This window comes from Agrococcus citreus, from assembly GCF_039527715.1.
Taxonomy (GTDB): Bacteria; Actinomycetota; Actinomycetes; order Actinomycetales; family Microbacteriaceae; genus Agrococcus; species Agrococcus citreus.
Genome location: NZ_BAAAKK010000005.1, coordinates 273,473 through 287,849 on the forward strand (window position 1 = coordinate 273,473; position 14,377 = coordinate 287,849).

Annotated in this window: 16 protein-coding genes; 8 read left to right on the plus strand and 8 right to left on the minus strand. The window is 72.6% G+C overall.

Features of this window, described 5'->3' with window-relative positions:
* Positions 1-41 precede the first annotated feature (41 nt).
* The 3 genes from ABD106_RS10100 (at position 42) to ABD106_RS10110 (ending at position 2,284) form a co-directional block, all read left to right on the plus strand.
* Positions 42-815 carry an endonuclease/exonuclease/phosphatase family protein gene (locus tag ABD106_RS10100; protein WP_343919965.1) on the plus strand — a complete coding sequence of 258 codons (774 nt, stop codon included), beginning with the start codon at positions 42-44 and terminating at the stop codon, positions 813-815.
* Between the two features lie 28 nt (positions 816-843).
* A complete protein-coding gene (locus tag ABD106_RS10105; protein WP_343919967.1) occupies positions 844-1,071 on the plus strand; it encodes an RNA-binding S4 domain-containing protein in 228 nt (75 codons plus the stop codon).
* An 82-nt stretch (positions 1,072-1,153) separates the two neighbouring features.
* Complete coding sequence (locus ABD106_RS10110) at positions 1,154-2,284, plus strand: pyroglutamyl-peptidase I family protein (RefSeq protein ID WP_343919969.1); 1,131 nt, start codon at positions 1,154-1,156, stop codon at positions 2,282-2,284.
* Here the strand turns inward: ABD106_RS10110 and ABD106_RS10115 are convergent.
* Entirely contained in the window at positions 2,281-2,952 is a 672-nt protein-coding gene (locus tag ABD106_RS10115) for a YdeI/OmpD-associated family protein (RefSeq protein ID WP_343919971.1), read from the minus strand. The two genes, ABD106_RS10110 and ABD106_RS10115, sit on opposite strands and share 4 nt — an antisense overlap.
* A gap of 130 nt (positions 2,953-3,082) precedes the next feature.
* On the opposite strand from ABD106_RS10115, the gene ABD106_RS10120 reads away from it, so the two are divergent.
* The 3 genes from ABD106_RS10120 (at position 3,083) to ABD106_RS10130 (ending at position 5,267) form a co-directional block, all read left to right on the plus strand.
* Entirely contained in the window at positions 3,083-4,132 is a 1,050-nt protein-coding gene (locus tag ABD106_RS10120) for a hypothetical protein (protein WP_343919973.1), read from the plus strand.
* A gap of 104 nt (positions 4,133-4,236) precedes the next feature.
* Positions 4,237-4,599, plus strand: coding sequence for a phage holin family protein (locus ABD106_RS10125; protein ID WP_343921044.1), 363 nt, complete (start codon positions 4,237-4,239; stop codon positions 4,597-4,599).
* Entirely contained in the window at positions 4,596-5,267 is a 672-nt protein-coding gene (locus ABD106_RS10130) for a DUF3618 domain-containing protein (protein WP_343919975.1), read from the plus strand. The genes ABD106_RS10125 and ABD106_RS10130 overlap by 4 nt, the downstream gene beginning before the upstream one ends.
* A gap of 93 nt (positions 5,268-5,360) precedes the next feature.
* On the opposite strand, the gene ABD106_RS10135 is transcribed toward ABD106_RS10130, so the two are convergent.
* On the minus strand, positions 5,361-6,410 hold the full coding sequence (locus ABD106_RS10135) for a threonine aldolase family protein (RefSeq protein WP_343919977.1): 1,050 nt from the start codon (positions 6,408-6,410) through the stop codon (positions 5,361-5,363).
* Between the two features lie 151 nt (positions 6,411-6,561).
* On the opposite strand from ABD106_RS10135, the gene ABD106_RS10140 reads away from it, so the two are divergent.
* Both ABD106_RS10140 and ABD106_RS10145 read left to right on the plus strand, forming a co-directional pair.
* Positions 6,562-6,897, plus strand: a complete 336-nt coding sequence (locus ABD106_RS10140) for a hypothetical protein (protein ID WP_343919979.1) — start codon at positions 6,562-6,564, stop codon at positions 6,895-6,897.
* 41 nt (positions 6,898-6,938) lie between these two features.
* Positions 6,939-8,291: a cryptochrome/photolyase family protein gene (locus ABD106_RS10145; protein ID WP_343919981.1), complete on the plus strand. Its 1,353-nt coding sequence runs from the start codon at positions 6,939-6,941 to the stop codon at positions 8,289-8,291.
* Between the two features lie 122 nt (positions 8,292-8,413).
* Here ABD106_RS10145 and ABD106_RS10150 read toward each other — a convergent pair whose 3' ends face one another.
* The 6 genes from ABD106_RS10150 to ABD106_RS10175 all read right to left on the minus strand — a co-directional run bounded on the left by ABD106_RS10150 (position 8,414) and on the right by ABD106_RS10175 (position 14,339).
* Positions 8,414-9,154 (minus strand): hypothetical protein, encoded by a 741-nt coding sequence (locus ABD106_RS10150; protein ID WP_343919983.1) that lies wholly within the window; start codon positions 9,152-9,154, stop codon positions 8,414-8,416.
* A gap of 11 nt (positions 9,155-9,165) precedes the next feature.
* On the minus strand, positions 9,166-10,080 hold the full coding sequence (locus ABD106_RS10155) for an ABC transporter ATP-binding protein (protein WP_343919985.1): 915 nt from the start codon (positions 10,078-10,080) through the stop codon (positions 9,166-9,168).
* Positions 10,077-10,436, minus strand: coding sequence for a GntR family transcriptional regulator (locus ABD106_RS10160; protein WP_343919987.1), 360 nt, complete (start codon positions 10,434-10,436; stop codon positions 10,077-10,079). Before ABD106_RS10160 ends, ABD106_RS10155 begins: the two co-directional genes overlap by 4 nt.
* A 277-nt stretch (positions 10,437-10,713) precedes the next feature.
* Positions 10,714-12,201: a deoxyguanosinetriphosphate triphosphohydrolase family protein gene (locus ABD106_RS10165; protein ID WP_343919989.1), complete on the minus strand. Its 1,488-nt coding sequence runs from the start codon at positions 12,199-12,201 to the stop codon at positions 10,714-10,716.
* Between the two features lie 129 nt (positions 12,202-12,330).
* Positions 12,331-13,461 carry an ABC transporter permease gene (locus ABD106_RS10170; RefSeq protein ID WP_343919991.1) on the minus strand — a complete coding sequence of 377 codons (1,131 nt, stop codon included), beginning with the start codon at positions 13,459-13,461 and terminating at the stop codon, positions 12,331-12,333.
* On the minus strand, positions 13,458-14,339 hold the full coding sequence (locus ABD106_RS10175) for an ABC transporter ATP-binding protein (RefSeq protein ID WP_343919993.1): 882 nt from the start codon (positions 14,337-14,339) through the stop codon (positions 13,458-13,460). Before ABD106_RS10175 ends, ABD106_RS10170 begins: the two co-directional genes overlap by 4 nt.
* Positions 14,340-14,377: the final 38 nt, after the last annotated feature.

The window sequence follows — 14,377 nt, forward strand, 5'->3', positions numbered from 1 at the left end:
GGAACGGCGGCTCGCGCAGCGCGAGCGGGCAGGATGGGCGCATGCGGCTCGCGACGTGGAACATCCTCCACGGCAGGACGCCGGCCGACAGCTCGGTCGATCCGGTGCGGTTCGCGCGCGCGATCGAGGCGCTCGACGCCGACGTGCTCGCCCTGCAGGAGGTCGACCGGGGCCAGCCCCGCTCGGGCATGCTCGACCTCACCGAGATCGCGGCCGACGCGGTCGGCGGCGCGGTCTCGCGCTTCGTGCCCGCGATCATCGGCGACCCGGCGCGCGCGTGGCGCCCCGCGACCGAGAACGACCTCGACGCGACGAGGGACGGCTACGGAATCGCCCTCATCTCGCGCTACCCGGTGCTGCGCTGGCACGTGCTCCGACTCGCGTCGTCGGAGCGCTTCCGAGCGCCGGTGCGGCTGCCCGAGACCCGCGACGTCCTGTGGGTGCGCGACGAGCCGCGCGCGGTCGTCGCCGCCACGATCCGCACGCCGCTCGGCGTCTGGACGATCGCGTGCACCCACTTGACGTTCCTGCAGGGCGTGAACACTCGACAGCTGCGGCGCACGGCTCGCTGGCTGCGCCAGCTCCCCGGCCCGCGCGTGCTCATGGGCGACCTCAACATGCCGGCCGGGATGGCGCGGCGCGCCTCCGAGGCTCGCTCGCTCTCGCGCGGGGCGACCTTCCCGCAGTCGCGACCCATGGTGCAGATCGACCACGTGCTGACCGCCGACCCGCTGCCGCTGTCGCGACAGGTGCGCGTGCCGCGACCCGAGCTCTCCGACCACATGCCCGTCGTCGTGGAGTTCCAGCAGGGCTGACCCCGCGCTGGTCGGCTAGCATTCCCGCGTGACCCAACAGCCTCCGATCGACGACGTCTCGATCGGCGGCGACAGCATCCGCCTCGGGCAGTTCCTGAAGTTCGCGGGGCTGTTCGACTCCGGTGGAGACGTGAAGGAAGCCGTCATCGACGGCTACGTCACCGTCAACGGCGAGGTCGACCGCCGTCGCGGCCGGCAGCTGCAGCTCGGCGACATCGTCGGCGTCGACGATCGGCGCGTGCGCGTCTGCGCGTGACGGACTCGTCCCCGCTCGAGCTCGACGCCCGCTGACCGCGCCGCGGGTGCGCTCGGCCGCGGTCGGCGGCAGACTGGGCGCCATGCGCATCCTGGTGACCGGGTTCGAGCCCTTCGGCGGCGACCGCGAGAACGCGAGCCTCGAGGCGGTGCGGCGGCTCGAGGCGGCGTGGGCCGCCGACCCGCAGCCGGGCGTCGAGCTCGTCACCGGCACGCTGCCCGTGGCGTTCGCCGCCGCCGGTCCGGCGCTCCTCGCGCTCGTGGCCGAGCACCGACCGGATGCCGTGCTCGCGGTCGGCGAGGCGGGTGGCCGCAGCGCCATCACGCCGGAGCGGTGGGGCGTCAACGAGGACGACGCCCGCATCGCCGACAACGCCGGCGACCAGCCGCGCGGCACGCCGATCGACCCGGACGGCCCGGCGCGCCGCGCATCCGCCTTCGACGCCGAGGCGCTCGCCGGCGCGATGCTCGCCGTCGGCCTGCCCGCGCACCCGAGCACCGATGCGGGCCGCTTCCTGTGCAACCACGTCGCCTACCTCGTCGCGGGGCTCGACGTGCCCGGCGGCTTCGTCCACGTGCCGGCGGTGCGATCGAGCGGCACCGCGGGCGTCGGCGCCGAGACCGACGCCGGCGCGGCGCCGCGCGCATCCGCCCCCCGCCCATCCGCCCTGTCGTTCGACGACCTGGGGCTCGGCCTCGCCGCGGCCGTGCGCGCGATCGCGAGCGGTCGCGCCGCGGCGGTCGAGCCGGCGGAGCAGGGCGCGCGCGTGGATCGCGCCGGCACGGTCGTCGGGGTCGCGCCGCAGCGCGTCTACGAGGCGCTCCTCGACCCGGTCGCGCTCGCCGCGTGGCTGCCGCCCGAGGGCGCGACCGGCACGATCGAGCAGATGGACGCGCGCGAGGGCGGCGGCTTCCGCGCCGTGCTGCGCTTCGCCGAGCCGAGCGATCCCAAGACGACCGACGACTCCGACGCCACGACCGTCACGTTCGTCGAGCTCATCCCGGGCCGGCTCGTGGTGCAGCGCGTCTCGTTCGAGACCGACGAGCAGCGGTTCCGCGGCGACATGCTCATGACGTGGAAGCTCGAGCCGGTCGAGTCGGGCACCCGCGTGTCGGTCTCGGCGACGGATGTGCCGACCGGCATCGCGCAGGAGGACCACGAGGTGGGGCTCGGGTCGTCGCTCGCCAACCTCGCGCGCTACCTGGAGGGCTAGGGCCCCGCAGTCGCGCGAGCGGCCGCAGCCGCCGCGCGCTCGACCCACTTCGGCGTCGCGCCGTAGCGCTGCGGCGGGATGAGCCGCCCCGCCGCGGAGTCGTCGGCGAGCTGCTGCGCGCGCTGCTGCATCGTGGCGTCGCGCTTCGCGCCGAGCACCCATGCGATCGCGCCGCGACGATAGGTCGCGGTCGCCTCCGCGAGGAACGCGAGCGCTGCGGGCGACGCGTCGAGGTGCGCCTGCAGCTCGGGCGGCAGCGTGTCATCCGGGTTCTCATACGCGTAGACGGCGGTCCGGTCGTCGCGCCGAGCCTCGAACGCGGCCACGCCCGCTGGGCGCATCCTGCCCTCGGCGGTGAGTCGCTCGACGTGCGCCACGTTGACCGCCGACCAGTTCGACGACGGCTTGCGCGGCGTCCACCGCTGGCGCCGCGCATCGTCGTCGATGCGCTGCGAGAGCGAGTCGATCCAGCCGAAGCAGAGCGCCTCGGGCACGGCCTCCGCCCACGTCAGACCGCGCGGTTCGACATGCTTCGCATTGAGCCCCATCCACAGCTCGGTGCTCGTCGCATGGTGCGCCTCGAGCCACTCGCGGAACTCCGCCGCACCGCTGAAGAACAGGGCAGGACGCTCCGCGGAGCCGCCCGGCGTGCCGATCTGCTGCGCCATGCAGACAGGATGCCACTCTCCGCCCACTCCCCTGAAGTTCCCAGGAATGGGGTACATGGTGGCTGACACACGAAGCACTCGACGCGGAGGCGTTCACCTCCGCCCGCGCACGATTGGACGGATCATGACAGTGCATCACCCCCAGGAGCCGCAGAACCAGGGCGGCGTCACGCCGCCGGTCGCCTCCACCTCCGGGACCGGTGCGCCCGGCATCCCCGGCGCAGGTCAGCGCAGCGCCGCGCCCCAGGAGCACCTCATCACGCCCGCGACGCCGCCCATCGGCGGGCAGTCGGGCAGCGACTCGTCGCAGGGCACGAAGCAGACGGCCAAGGACGAGGCCGCGAACGTCGCAGGCTCCGCCAAGGAGCAGGCCGCGAACGTCGCGGGCTCGGCAAAGGACGCCGGCCGCCATGTCGCTGACACGGCGAAGGGCGAGGCGCGCCAGGTCGTCGGCGAGGCGAAGCAGCAGGCCCGCCAGCTCTTCGACCAGACCATGCACGAGGTGCGCGACCAGGCCAAGACCCAGCAGGGCCGCGCGGCCGAGGGCATGCGCACGTTCAGCGACGAGCTCCGCGGCATGGCCGACGGCAGCGCTCCCGCACAGGGCGGCATGGCGTCGCAGCTCATCGGCGAGGTCGCGCAGCGCGCGAGCTCGGCGGCCGGTTGGCTCGAGGACCGCGAGCCGGCAGACCTGCTCGAGGAGGTCAAGCGGTTCGCGCGCCGCCGACCCGGCACGTTCATCGCGATCGCCGGCGTCGCCGGCCTGCTGGTCGGTCGCCTCGCTCGTGGCATCGGCGAGGAGGCGAAGGACCAGAAGGAGCGCGAGGCGCGCCAGAGCCGCTCGAGCGGCAGCACGGGCACCCACGGCGCCACGGGCGACTACGGCACGACGGATGGCTACGGCTCGCCGACCGGCTACGGCGCGACGGGCGGCTACGACACCACCGGCAGCTACGGCACGGGCACTGCGGGCACGACCGGCGCCGCTGGGACCGCCGCGACCTACGGAGCCACCGACGCGGCGTGGACCGCGACGGCAGCGGGCGAGACCACGCCGGCCACCCCGGTCGACGACGAGCCCTGGCTCGGTGAGCGTCCGGTCTCGGATGTGCCGGGCGTCGACCCCGACCTGCCGAGCGGTGACGGGTTCCCGACCACGCGGAGGGAGACCGGACTGTGACCGGCTTCGAAGGCACGACCGGGCGCCATTCGCCCGAGGACCCCGCGGTCCTCGCGGCGGACACGCCCGCTGAGGAGCGCGCGGCGACGCAGTCGCTCGGCGACATCGTCGGCGACCTGACGCGCGACTTCTCGACGCTCATGCGCGACGAGCTCGCGCTCGCGAAGGCCGAGGCGACCGAGCAGGCGAAGCACGCCGGCAAGGGCGCGGGGATGCTCGGGGGCGCGGCGTACGCCGGCGGCCTCGTCATCTTCTTCCTGTCCTACGCGCTCGCCTGGGCGCTGGGCTACCTGTTCGACAACGTCGCCTGGGGCGCGGTCGTCGTCGCCGTCATCTGGGCGATCGTCGCGGCGGTCCTCTACTCCATGGGCCGCAAGGCGCTCAAGCAGGTCGAGCCCATGCCCGAGACGGTCGACTCCGTCAAGCACATCCCCGAAGCACTGAGCACCAATGAGGAGCACCGATGAGTGAGACACCCGAAGAGATCCGCGCTCGCATCGATCGCACGCGGGAGAACGTCAGCAGCGACGTCGATGCGCTGGCCGAGAAGGTCTCGCCGAGCGGCATCGTCGGGCGCGAGACGGAACGAGTGAAGGGCAAGGTGAACGCCGTGAAGGATCGACTGTTCGGTTCGGACGACAACGACCCGGGCGCCGTGGGCCAGGTGGGCCACGACGTGCGCGGGGCCGCGAGCCATGCGGGCGACTCCGTGCGGGGCGCGGTCGGCAACGTCGGCGACGGCGTCCGTCACGGCGCCGACCGCGCGGTCGAGAAGGCGAAGGGCAACCCGCTCGCCGTCGGCCTCATCGCCTTCGGCGTCGGCGCGCTCATCGCGTCGCTCATCCCCGCGAGCAGCGTCGAGAAGGACGCTGCGAGCAAGGTGAAGGATGCCGCGCAGCCGCTCATGGACGAGGCGAAGGACGTCGCGAAGGAGGCCGGCGAGCACCTCAAGGAGCCCGCGCAGCAGGCCGCGCAGTCGCTCAAGGACTCGGCGCAGTCTGCCGGCGAGAACATCAAGGGCGAAGCGCAGGCCGCGGCCGCCGATGTGAAGGACGAGGCGCAGTCGGCTGCCGGCGACGTCAAGTCCGAGGCGCAGGGCGCGACGCAGCGCGTGAAGGACGAGCACCAGCGCTGATCCGGCTCGAGCGCTCGAGCGCTGCGGCGCAGCGAGATCCGGGGCCCCGACGGAGTACCGTCGGGGCCCCGTCGCGTCGCGGCAGGTGGGCGCCTACGCGCCGACGGCCTCGCGCACGGCAGCGGCGAGCGCATCCACGTCGGCCTCGGTCGTGTCCCACGTGCACATCCAGCGCACCTCGCCCGCCGGCGCATCCCAGTCGTAGAAGAAGAAGACCTCGCGCACGCGGTCGGCGACGCCCACGGGAAGTCGGGCGAAGACGCCGTTCGACTGCGTCGGGTAGGCGAACGAGACGCCCGGCAGCTGCTCGACGGCGGCGCGCAGCCGCGCGGCCATCGCGTTGGCGTGCGCCGCGTTCTCGTGCCAGAGGTCGCCCTCGAACAGCGCGACGAGCTGCGCCGAGATGAAGCGCATCTTCGACGCGAGCTGCATGTTGAGCTTCCGGAGGTAGACGAGGCCGTGGCCCGCGCGCTCCGAGAGCACGACGACCGCCTCGGCGCCCATCGCGCCGTTCTTCGTGCCGCCGAGCGAGAGGATGTCGACGCCCGCGTCGGTCGTGAACGCCCGGAGCGGCTGCCCGAGCGACACCGCGGCGTTCGAGAGCCGCGCGCCGTCGACGTGCAGGAGCATGCCCTTCGCGTGCGCGTGGTCGGCGATCGCGCGGATCTCCTCGGGCGTGTAGAGCGTGCCGAGCTCGGTCGACTGCGTGATCGAGACCGCGAGCGGCTGCGCGCGGTGCTCGTCGCCGTAGCCCCACGCCTCGATGTCGATGAGCTCGGGGGTCAGCTTGCCGTCGGGCGTCGCCACCGTCAGCAGCTTCATGCCGCCGACGCGCTCGGGCGCGCCGCCCTCGTCGACGTTGATGTGCGCCGTCTTGGCCGACACCACGGCGCCCCAGCGCGGCAGCAGCGACTGGAGCGCGAGCACGTTCGCGCCCGTGCCGTTGAAGACGGGGAAGGCCTCGGCCTGCTCGCCGAAGTGCGAGCGCACGACCGACTGCAGGTGGGCGGTGTAGTCGTCCGCTCCGTAGGCGGTCTGGTGGCCGCCGTTCGCGGCCGCGATCGCGGCGAGCACCTCGGGGTGCACGCCGGAGTAGTTGTCGGAGGCGAAGCCGCGGCGATCCGCGTCGTGGAGCGTCTGCACCCGACCATCCTCGCAGGAGCGCGGGGCGGCCACCGCATCCGCCGGCGCATCCGATCGCGCCGCGACGTTCAGTGCGGTTCAAGGTTGGGGGACGAGGATGCTCCACGGAACCAGCGGCGCCGCGGGTGCCGCGCGACGATCGGAGGAGCAGATGTCCGACGGGACCGAGCAGAGCGGAGCCGACGCAGTGCGGACGGGCGAGGTGCGGGTGCCGGAGGGTGCGGGAGCCGTGCTCCCGAGCGACATGGGCGGCCAGACGGGCGAAGGTGCCACGTTGGGTGCCGCGGAGTGGCCTGCGGGTGAGGCGGACGAGCCGCAGGGGCAGGCGGAGGTGCGAGAGAGTCAGGCGAGCGGAGCCGGCACGGCCTCTGCCGAGGAAGAGCGGCTGCGCGCCGAGCGCGAGTCGGACGACGGCGAGCTGACCCCGAGCGACCCCTCGCTCGACCCCGGGATGCCGCCCGCGAACCTGGCCGAGCCGCTGCGCTGAGCGCGCAGGGGGCGCCCGGCGGGCGGGAGTAGCCTGCCCGCATGGGCACCCAGATCGTGTGGTTCCGCCGCGACCTGCGGGTGCGAGATCAGCCGGCACTCGCCGCCGCGGCGGCCGCGGGCGACGTGCTGCCGGTCTTCGTCGTCGACCCCGCCTTCGACGACGCCGGGGCGGCGCGGACTGCGGCGATCCGCACGGCGCTCGCCGGCCTCCACGCCGCGACCGACGGCGCGCTCGTCGTGCGCTCCGGGCGCCCCGAGCAGGTCATCCCCGCGCTCGTCGACGAGACCGGGGCGGATGCGGTGCACGTGTCGGGCGAGTCGACGCCCGGCGGTCGTCGGCGCGATGCCCTGGTCGAGGCGGCGCTCGGCGTGCCGCTCGTCGCGACCGGCTCGCCCTATGCCGTCTCGCCGGGTCGCGTGCGGAAGGGCGACGGCTCGCCGTTCCGCGTCTTCTCGCCCTTCGCGCGCGCGTGGCTCGAGCACGGCTGGCGGGCGCCCGCCGAGCTGCCTGCCGACATCCGCTGGGCGCGCGGTGTCGAGAGCGAGCCGCTCCCCGAGCCGCCCGCCACGTCGGCAGAGCTCTCGTGGGCGAGCGAGGAGGGCGCGCTCGAGCGATGGGCCGCGTTCCTCGACGGCCCGATCGACGACTACGACGAGCACCGCGACCGGCCCGATCTCGACGGCACCTCGCGGCTCTCGATCGCGCTCAAGCTCGGCGCCGTGCACCCGCGCACGCTGCTCGCCGACCTCGACCGCGTCGCGCCACGGCGGGGGAGGGCGGCGCAGCGCTCGCTCAAGCGCTTCCAGACCGAGCTCGCGTGGCGCGAGTTCTACGCCGACGTGCTCTGGCACCACCCGCGATCCGCCTCGAGCGACCTCGTCCAGCAGCTGCGGGGCATCGCCTACGACGAGCCGGGCGAGCTGTTCGACGCGTGGTGCGAGGGACGCACGGGCTTCCCGTTCGTCGACGCCGGCATGCGGCAGCTGCTCGCCGAGGGCTGGATGCACAACCGCGTGCGGATGGTGACGGCGAGCTTCCTCTGCAAGGACCTGCACGTGTGGTGGCCGTACGGCGCCCGCCACTTCCAGGCGCACCTCGCCGACGGCGACGTCGCCTCGAACAGCCACGGCTGGCAGTGGACGGCCGGCACGGGCACCGACGCGGCGCCCTACTTCCGGGTGTTCAACCCGGTGCTGCAGGGCCAGAAGTTCGACCCCGACGGCGACTACGTGCGCCGCTGGGTGCCCGAGCTCGCGCACATCCCCGGCGCCGCGGTGCACGAGCCGTGGAAGGCGGCGGAGGGGTACGCGCACGGGTACACGCCGCGCATCCTCGACCACGCGGCCGAGCGGCGGGAGGCCCTCGACCGGCTCGCGGGCGTGCAGCGCTGAGGGGTGCGTGAGCCCCAGGAGGCGGTCGCCGCCGACGACGAGGGCGACACCGCGCCATAGCGGCGTGCGACGAAGGCCCGCCCCCGATCGATGGGGGCGGGCCTTCGTCGTGGCGAGTCGGCCTAGCGGGCCTGCGCCCGCCGGACGAGCACGAGCCACAGCCCGGCGCCGATGGCCCCCAGGGCGGCGACCACGCCCATCCACGGCACCCATCCCATCCCCATCACGCTGCCCGCGAAGCCGCGGAACGGCTCCGACAGCAGCGAGCCGGCGACGATACCGAGCACGACGACGGCGAGCGCGATCCAGAAGATCCAGAGGAACGACTGGCCCCAGCGCTGGAACGCGGTCGTGATCGCCGCGCCGACGAGCATCACCGAGAGGATGAGCAGGAACGTCTGGATGAGCGTCTGCCACCACTCGCCGATGCCGGTGTAGACGACGTCGAAGAAGCGGATGCCGAGGCCGAAGCCGCCGGTCGCGACCTCGATGACCTTGCCGATCGTGATGATGCCCGCATAGAACGCGGCGTTGCCGACGAACACGAGCGCGGTGCCGGCGGCGAACTCGCGGCGCGTCAGGCCGAGGCCGAGCGCGAGGGGGAAGTACTGCCCCATCGCGGTGAAGCCGAAGCCGATGAGCGGCCCGAGCAGCGCGAAGATCGCGCCGTTGAACATCATGCCGGTGCTCATGCCCTCGCGGGCGTCGGCGAGGTCGGCCTCGCCCATCGAGCCGGCGACGTTGAGCACGAGCGCGCCGATGATGAGCACGATCGTGAGCGACAGCGCCATGATGATGAGCGGCCAGCCGAAGGCCTGCAGCCTGTTGACGGTGTGGAGCTGGACGACGTTGCGGATGCGCATGACGACTCCTCTCAGTGCTTCGCGACGTCGGTCGCGGTGACGGTCGCGGTCGCCTCGGCGGCGGCCGCGCTGGCGGTGGTCAGGTGCACGAACAGCGCCTGCAGGGAGACCTGGCTCACGTCGAGCCCCGCCTCGCGGGCGGCGCGCTCGTCGCCGTCGCGGGCGGTGAAGGTCGCGGTCGCGAGCGTGCCGAGCACGGTGCGCTCGAGCACCTCGCGGCCCGCCAGGAACGCATCCACCTCGCTCGCCCGTCCCGAGACCGCGAACGCCGCGTGGTGCAGCTCGTCGGTGTCGGCGTCGAGCAGCACGCGGCCCTGGTCGAGGATGATGACGTGCTCGAGCAGGTTCGCGACCTCGTCGATGTGATGCGTCGAGAGCACGACCGTGCGGGGGTGCTCGCTGAAGTCGGCGAGCAGGCGGTCGTAGAACATCCGCCGCGCCACCGCGTCGAGGCCGAGGTAGGGCTCGTCGAAGAACGTGATCGGCGCTCGCGAGGCGAGCCCGATGACGATGCCGATCGCCGAGAGCTGCCCGCGCGAGAGCTTCTTGATCATGCGCTTGACCGGCAGCTTGAACTCGTCCACGAGCTGGTCGGCGAACGCCTGGTCCCAGTGCGGGTAGGCGCCGGCCGCGATCCGCAGCACGTCGATCGCGCGGAACGTGTCGGGGTACTTCTGGCTCTCCTGGATGAAGCAGGTCTGCGAGAGCACCTCGGCGTTCTCGACCGGGCTCGCGCCGAGCACCTCCATCGTGCCGTCGGTCGCGAAGACCTGGCCGGTGAGGAGCTGCATGAGCGTGGTCTTGCCCGCGCCGTTGCGGCCGAGCAGGCCGTGGATGCGGTGCTCCTCGAGCGCGATCGACACGCAGTCGAGGGCGCGCACCTCCGGGTAGTGCTTGGCGAGCTGCTGGGTGATGATGGCGGTCATCGGACGGCTTCCTTCGTGATCATGTCCGCGAGGTCCTCGGGCGAGATGCCGAGCTGTGCTGCCTCGCGGAGCAGGGGTGCGATGAACTGGTCTTGGAACGCGAGCTTCCGGCGCTGTCGGAGCGCCTCTCGGGCGCCTGGGGCGACGAACATGCCGATCCCTCTCCTCTTGATGAGCACGCCCGCGTCGACCAGCAGGCCGAAGCCCTTGCCGGCGGTCGCGGGGTTGATGCGGAGGAAGGCTGCGAGCTCGTTCGTCGAGGGCACGGGATCGTCCTCGGCGTAGGTGCCGTCGAGGATCCCGTCCTCGATCTGCTCTGCCACTGCTACGAACAGCGGCTTGCTGTCGTCGAGCATGCTGCTTCCCTTGGTCGATGGGGGTCGGATGTGCGCACATCCGGGGGTGGCCCGCTCGGTGGCGTCGCACCGAGCGGTCACTCCGTTGGTTCATTACTCGACTAATGAACCACAGAACCCAGCGCCCCGCAACCCCTTCCTGACACGAGCTGACGAGTCGAGGGTCTGCGTGGGAGTTGGCCCCCACTCGGACGCTGACGCTCGACGAGCAGGCGCGGGAGGTGGGGTAGGGCTCGGCCCCCACTCCCGCAGGAGCGGGGGTTCCGCGGGCGGGCAGCTAGAGCTGCTGGCCGATCGCCCACAGCCCGTCGGCCCTGCCGGAGATGGCCTCCGAGAGCGCGAACGCCTGGGTGTCGTTGAGCGTGGCGACGTAGTCCATGATGCCCCGACCGCGCGCGAGGCGAGCCAGCTCGTCCGGAGCCGGCGGTGCCTCGAGCGCCGCGTACCCGGCATGTGCGAGCGCGATGAGCTCGCGCAGGCGCCGCGGCACCCTGAGGCGGTCCTGCTCGTCGTCGAGCCACGCGTCGAGCTCCCGCACCGTGCGGGTAAGGATGCGGCTGAGCCCGCGCTGGTGGATCGCCAGGTCGGGCCGGCTGAGCACGAAGTTCTTGTGCACGAACTTCAGCACCTCGACGATGTGCCAGGCGGTGGGGGAGAGCGTCACCGGCCCCGACCTCGGCGAGGCCGGCTCGGTCGGCACCACGGCGTGCTGCAGCGTGCGGATCCAGCGGTCGCTGAACGACGACAGCGCGCGCTCCGCGGTGAGCGACCCGTCGTAGGGCCGCGACAGGAGCTCGTCGATCAGCTGGGCGTCGACGGTGACGACGGCCATGCGGAACGCGTCGTCGTCCGCGACCCAGTCGTCGTCGCGGCGCATCTTGCGCCGCAGCCGCTCGAGCGCGGCGCCGTGCTCGGCGGAGTCGACGACGTCCCGGAGGTCCTCGGAGCTCCAGGCCGGCCTCGATAGCCATCCACGGAACTCCGCCGCGATCGACGCGTGGTCGAGGATGCCGGCCCGGTAGAAGTCCTCGACGTCGTGGACCGAGTAGGCGATGTCGTCGGCGATGTCCATGATGGCGCCCTCGACGGACTGGCGGAGCGGATGCGCCGAGCACTGTGCTCGCGCCTCGGCCAGGTCGGCGGCGTCGATCGCATACGCGGAGTACTTCGAGACGGTGTAGCCGCCCTCGGGGCGCTGCCGGATGCCGCGAGGGGCACCGTGCCGGTCGACCTCGGCGCGCGCAACGGAGGCCGCCCAGGGATACTTCGCCGCCGCGGTACGCACGGCGGCGGTGAGGTTGAGCCCGGTGGGCGCCGACTCGATCACATCGAGGGCTGTCAGGATGCGATACGTCTGCGCGTTGCCCTCGAAGCCGTCCGGCAGGCCCAGCTCCACGCGAGCGATGCGGTCGAGCACCGCTTCCCCCAGGTGGCCGAACGGCGGATGCCCCAAGTCGTGGGCGAGCGCGGCCGCTTCGACCACGATCGGATCGCACGCGGCGCGCCGCGCGCCGCCGGCGGCGGAGTCGGTCAGCCGGTGCGCTATGGCGCGTGCGATCGCGCCCACCTTCAGGCTGTGCGTCAGCCGGTTGTGGACCTGCGCGCCCGAGAGCGTCGGCGACACGACCTGCGTGACCGCGGAGAGACGCGAGAAGTAGGGGGAGAACTGGATCCGCTCGACGTCGAGGGTGAAGGCACCCTCCCGGGCGCGCCCTTCCTCGGCGTGGACCCTGCTGCTGCGCCCGTGCCCCTCCGCGCGATCCATCACCGGTACCTCCGTCTCCAGGCCACCAGTGTCTCCGATCATGGCCGGGCATCGCGTGCGAGCGCGCGAACGACGACGGCCCGCCCCGATGCCTCGGAACGGGCCGTCGCGTGCGGCGGATGCGGCGGGCTACGCCTTGAGCGCGTGCCGCCACTTCACCATCGCGCCGGTCTTCAGCAGCGAGCGCTCGTAGACGCGCGCCGCGAAGCCGATCACGAGCACCGTGAAGGCGATGAGGATCGCGAGCGAGAGGTACGGCTCCCACCACTCCATCGTGCCGAGGTAGACGCGCATGGGCACGGCCACCGGCGCCGAGAACGGCACGTACGACATGATCTGCAGCGCGAGCGGGTTGTTGTTGAAGAGGATCACCAGGATGTAGGGGATCATCACGACCATCATCAGCGGGCTCGTCGCGGTCGCGAGGTCCTCGGAGCGCGAGACGAGCGCGGCGGCCGCCGCGTAGAGCGCCGCGAGCATGATGAACCCGATCGTGAAGAGCACCACGAACCAGACGATCGGCATGCCGAGCCCGTCGAGCAGCAGCTGCGAGCCCGTGATCGCGCCGCCCAGCAGCACGACAGCCGCGATGAGCACGATCTGCGCGAACGCGAGCGCCGAGTTGCCGATCACCTTGCCGGCCAGGATCGCCCGGGCCGAGACGGTCGCGAGCATGATCTCGACGATGCGCGACTGCTTCTCCTCGACGACCGACTGCGCGATCGTCTGGCCGAACGTCATCGCCGACATGAAGAAGACGATGCCGAAGGCGATGCCGATGAAGTAGGTGAGCAGCGGGTCGGGGGCGTTCGGGTCGAGCAGCTGCAGCTCCGGCGAGATGCTGAGCATCTGCATGAGCGACGTGGGCGCCTCGCGGTCGGCGAGCACGAGCAGCCCCGACGGGCCGTCGCCCGGGACGACCCCGGCGTCGACCGAGCCGTCGAGCACGGCCTGCCGCACCGCATCCGCGCTGCTGAGCGACTCGACCGCGAGGCCGTCGATCGACTGCAGGCTCGCGGCGACGCCACCGGTGGTCGCGACCGTCGTGTCCTCGTCGAACATCTGCGGGCCGACCGCCGAGAACAGCACGCCCGCGAAGACGAGGGCGAGCAGGATGACCGTCGAGATGATGTAGCTCTTGGAGCGCAGCTTCGTCATGATCTCGCGCTGCGCGACGATGCCCGTCGCCTGCCAGAACGCGGTGCGTCCGCGGTCGTTGTCGACGCCCGTGCTGCGGGTGGATGCGGTGAGGGTGCTCATCGGACGACCTCCTGGAAGATCTCGGTCAGCGGGCGGATGGCGGGGGAGAAGCTGCGGACGAAGCCGCGCTCGATGGCCTCGCGGAGCACGCGGTCGGCGTCGGCCTCGCTCGGTGCGGTGAAGCGCACGTGGCCGCCGTCGAACTCGAGCACCTCGATGCCGCGGATCCCGCGCACGAAGCCGGCGTCGTCGGTCTCGAGGATCCACTCGGGCCGGGCGTGGGCGGCGCGGATCTGCTCGCGCGTGCCGGCGGCGCGCACCTCGCCGTGGGCGAGGATGACGAGCGAGTCGCACAGGCGCTCGACGACGTCGAGCTGGTGGCTCGAGAAGAGCACGGGGGCGCCGGCGCGAGCGACGTCGCGCAGCACGCCGAGCGTCGTCTCGACCGCCATCGGGTCGAGGCCCGAGAACGGCTCGTCGAGCACGAGCGCGGTGGGCTCGTGCACGAGGGCGGCGGCGATCTGTGCGCGCTGCTGGTTGCCGAGGCTGAGCGACTCGAGCGTGTCGTCCTGCCGATCGCCGAGCCCGAGCTGCTCGAGGAGCGCGTCGGCCCGCTTCGCGGCGGCGGCGCCCGTCATGCCGTGCAGGCGGCCGAGGTAGACGAGCTGCTCGAGCACCTTCATCTTGGGGTAGAGGCCGCGCTCCTCGGGCATGTAGCCGAACTGCGCGCGGTCGTTCGCGGTGACGGGGCGGCCGTCGACCTCGACCGAGCCGGAGTCGGGCGTCAGCACACCGAGGATGATGCGCATCGCGGTGGTCTTGCCGGCGCCGTTCGCGCCGACGAAGCCGGTCATCAGGCCGTCGTGCACGTCGAAGGTGACGTCCTTGAGCGCCTGGTGCCCGTTGAACGAGCGGGAGATGGATCGGATCGAAAGCATGCTTGCACGCTATTCGCGCATCCGCCGCCCGTCCTCCC

Bases quoted from the DNA above. Each gene is read 5' to 3' on its own strand.
- ABD106_RS10115 (WP_343919971.1), bottom strand. From the start codon at position 2,952: ATGGCGCAGCAGATCGGCACGCCGGGCGGCTCCGCGGAGCGTCCTGCC.
- ABD106_RS10160 (WP_343919987.1), bottom strand. From the start codon at position 10,436: ATGCTCGACGACAGCAAGCCGCTGTTCGTAGCAGTGGCAGAGCAGATC.
- ABD106_RS10100 (WP_343919965.1), top strand. From the start codon at position 42: ATGCGGCTCGCGACGTGGAACATCCTCCACGGCAGGACGCCGGCCGAC.
- ABD106_RS10130 (WP_343919975.1), top strand. From the start codon at position 4,596: ATGAGTGAGACACCCGAAGAGATCCGCGCTCGCATCGATCGCACGCGG.
- ABD106_RS10175 (WP_343919993.1), bottom strand. From the start codon at position 14,339: ATGCTTTCGATCCGATCCATCTCCCGCTCGTTCAACGGGCACCAGGCG.
- ABD106_RS10150 (WP_343919983.1), bottom strand. From the start codon at position 9,154: ATGCGCATCCGCAACGTCGTCCAGCTCCACACCGTCAACAGGCTGCAG.
- ABD106_RS10140 (WP_343919979.1), top strand. From the start codon at position 6,562: ATGTCCGACGGGACCGAGCAGAGCGGAGCCGACGCAGTGCGGACGGGC.
- ABD106_RS10145 (WP_343919981.1), top strand. From the start codon at position 6,939: ATGGGCACCCAGATCGTGTGGTTCCGCCGCGACCTGCGGGTGCGAGAT.
- ABD106_RS10165 (WP_343919989.1), bottom strand. From the start codon at position 12,201: ATGGATCGCGCGGAGGGGCACGGGCGCAGCAGCAGGGTCCACGCCGAG.
- ABD106_RS10110 (WP_343919969.1), top strand. From the start codon at position 1,154: ATGCGCATCCTGGTGACCGGGTTCGAGCCCTTCGGCGGCGACCGCGAG.
- ABD106_RS10155 (WP_343919985.1), bottom strand. From the start codon at position 10,080: ATGACCGCCATCATCACCCAGCAGCTCGCCAAGCACTACCCGGAGGTG.
- ABD106_RS10170 (WP_343919991.1), bottom strand. From the start codon at position 13,461: ATGAGCACCCTCACCGCATCCACCCGCAGCACGGGCGTCGACAACGAC.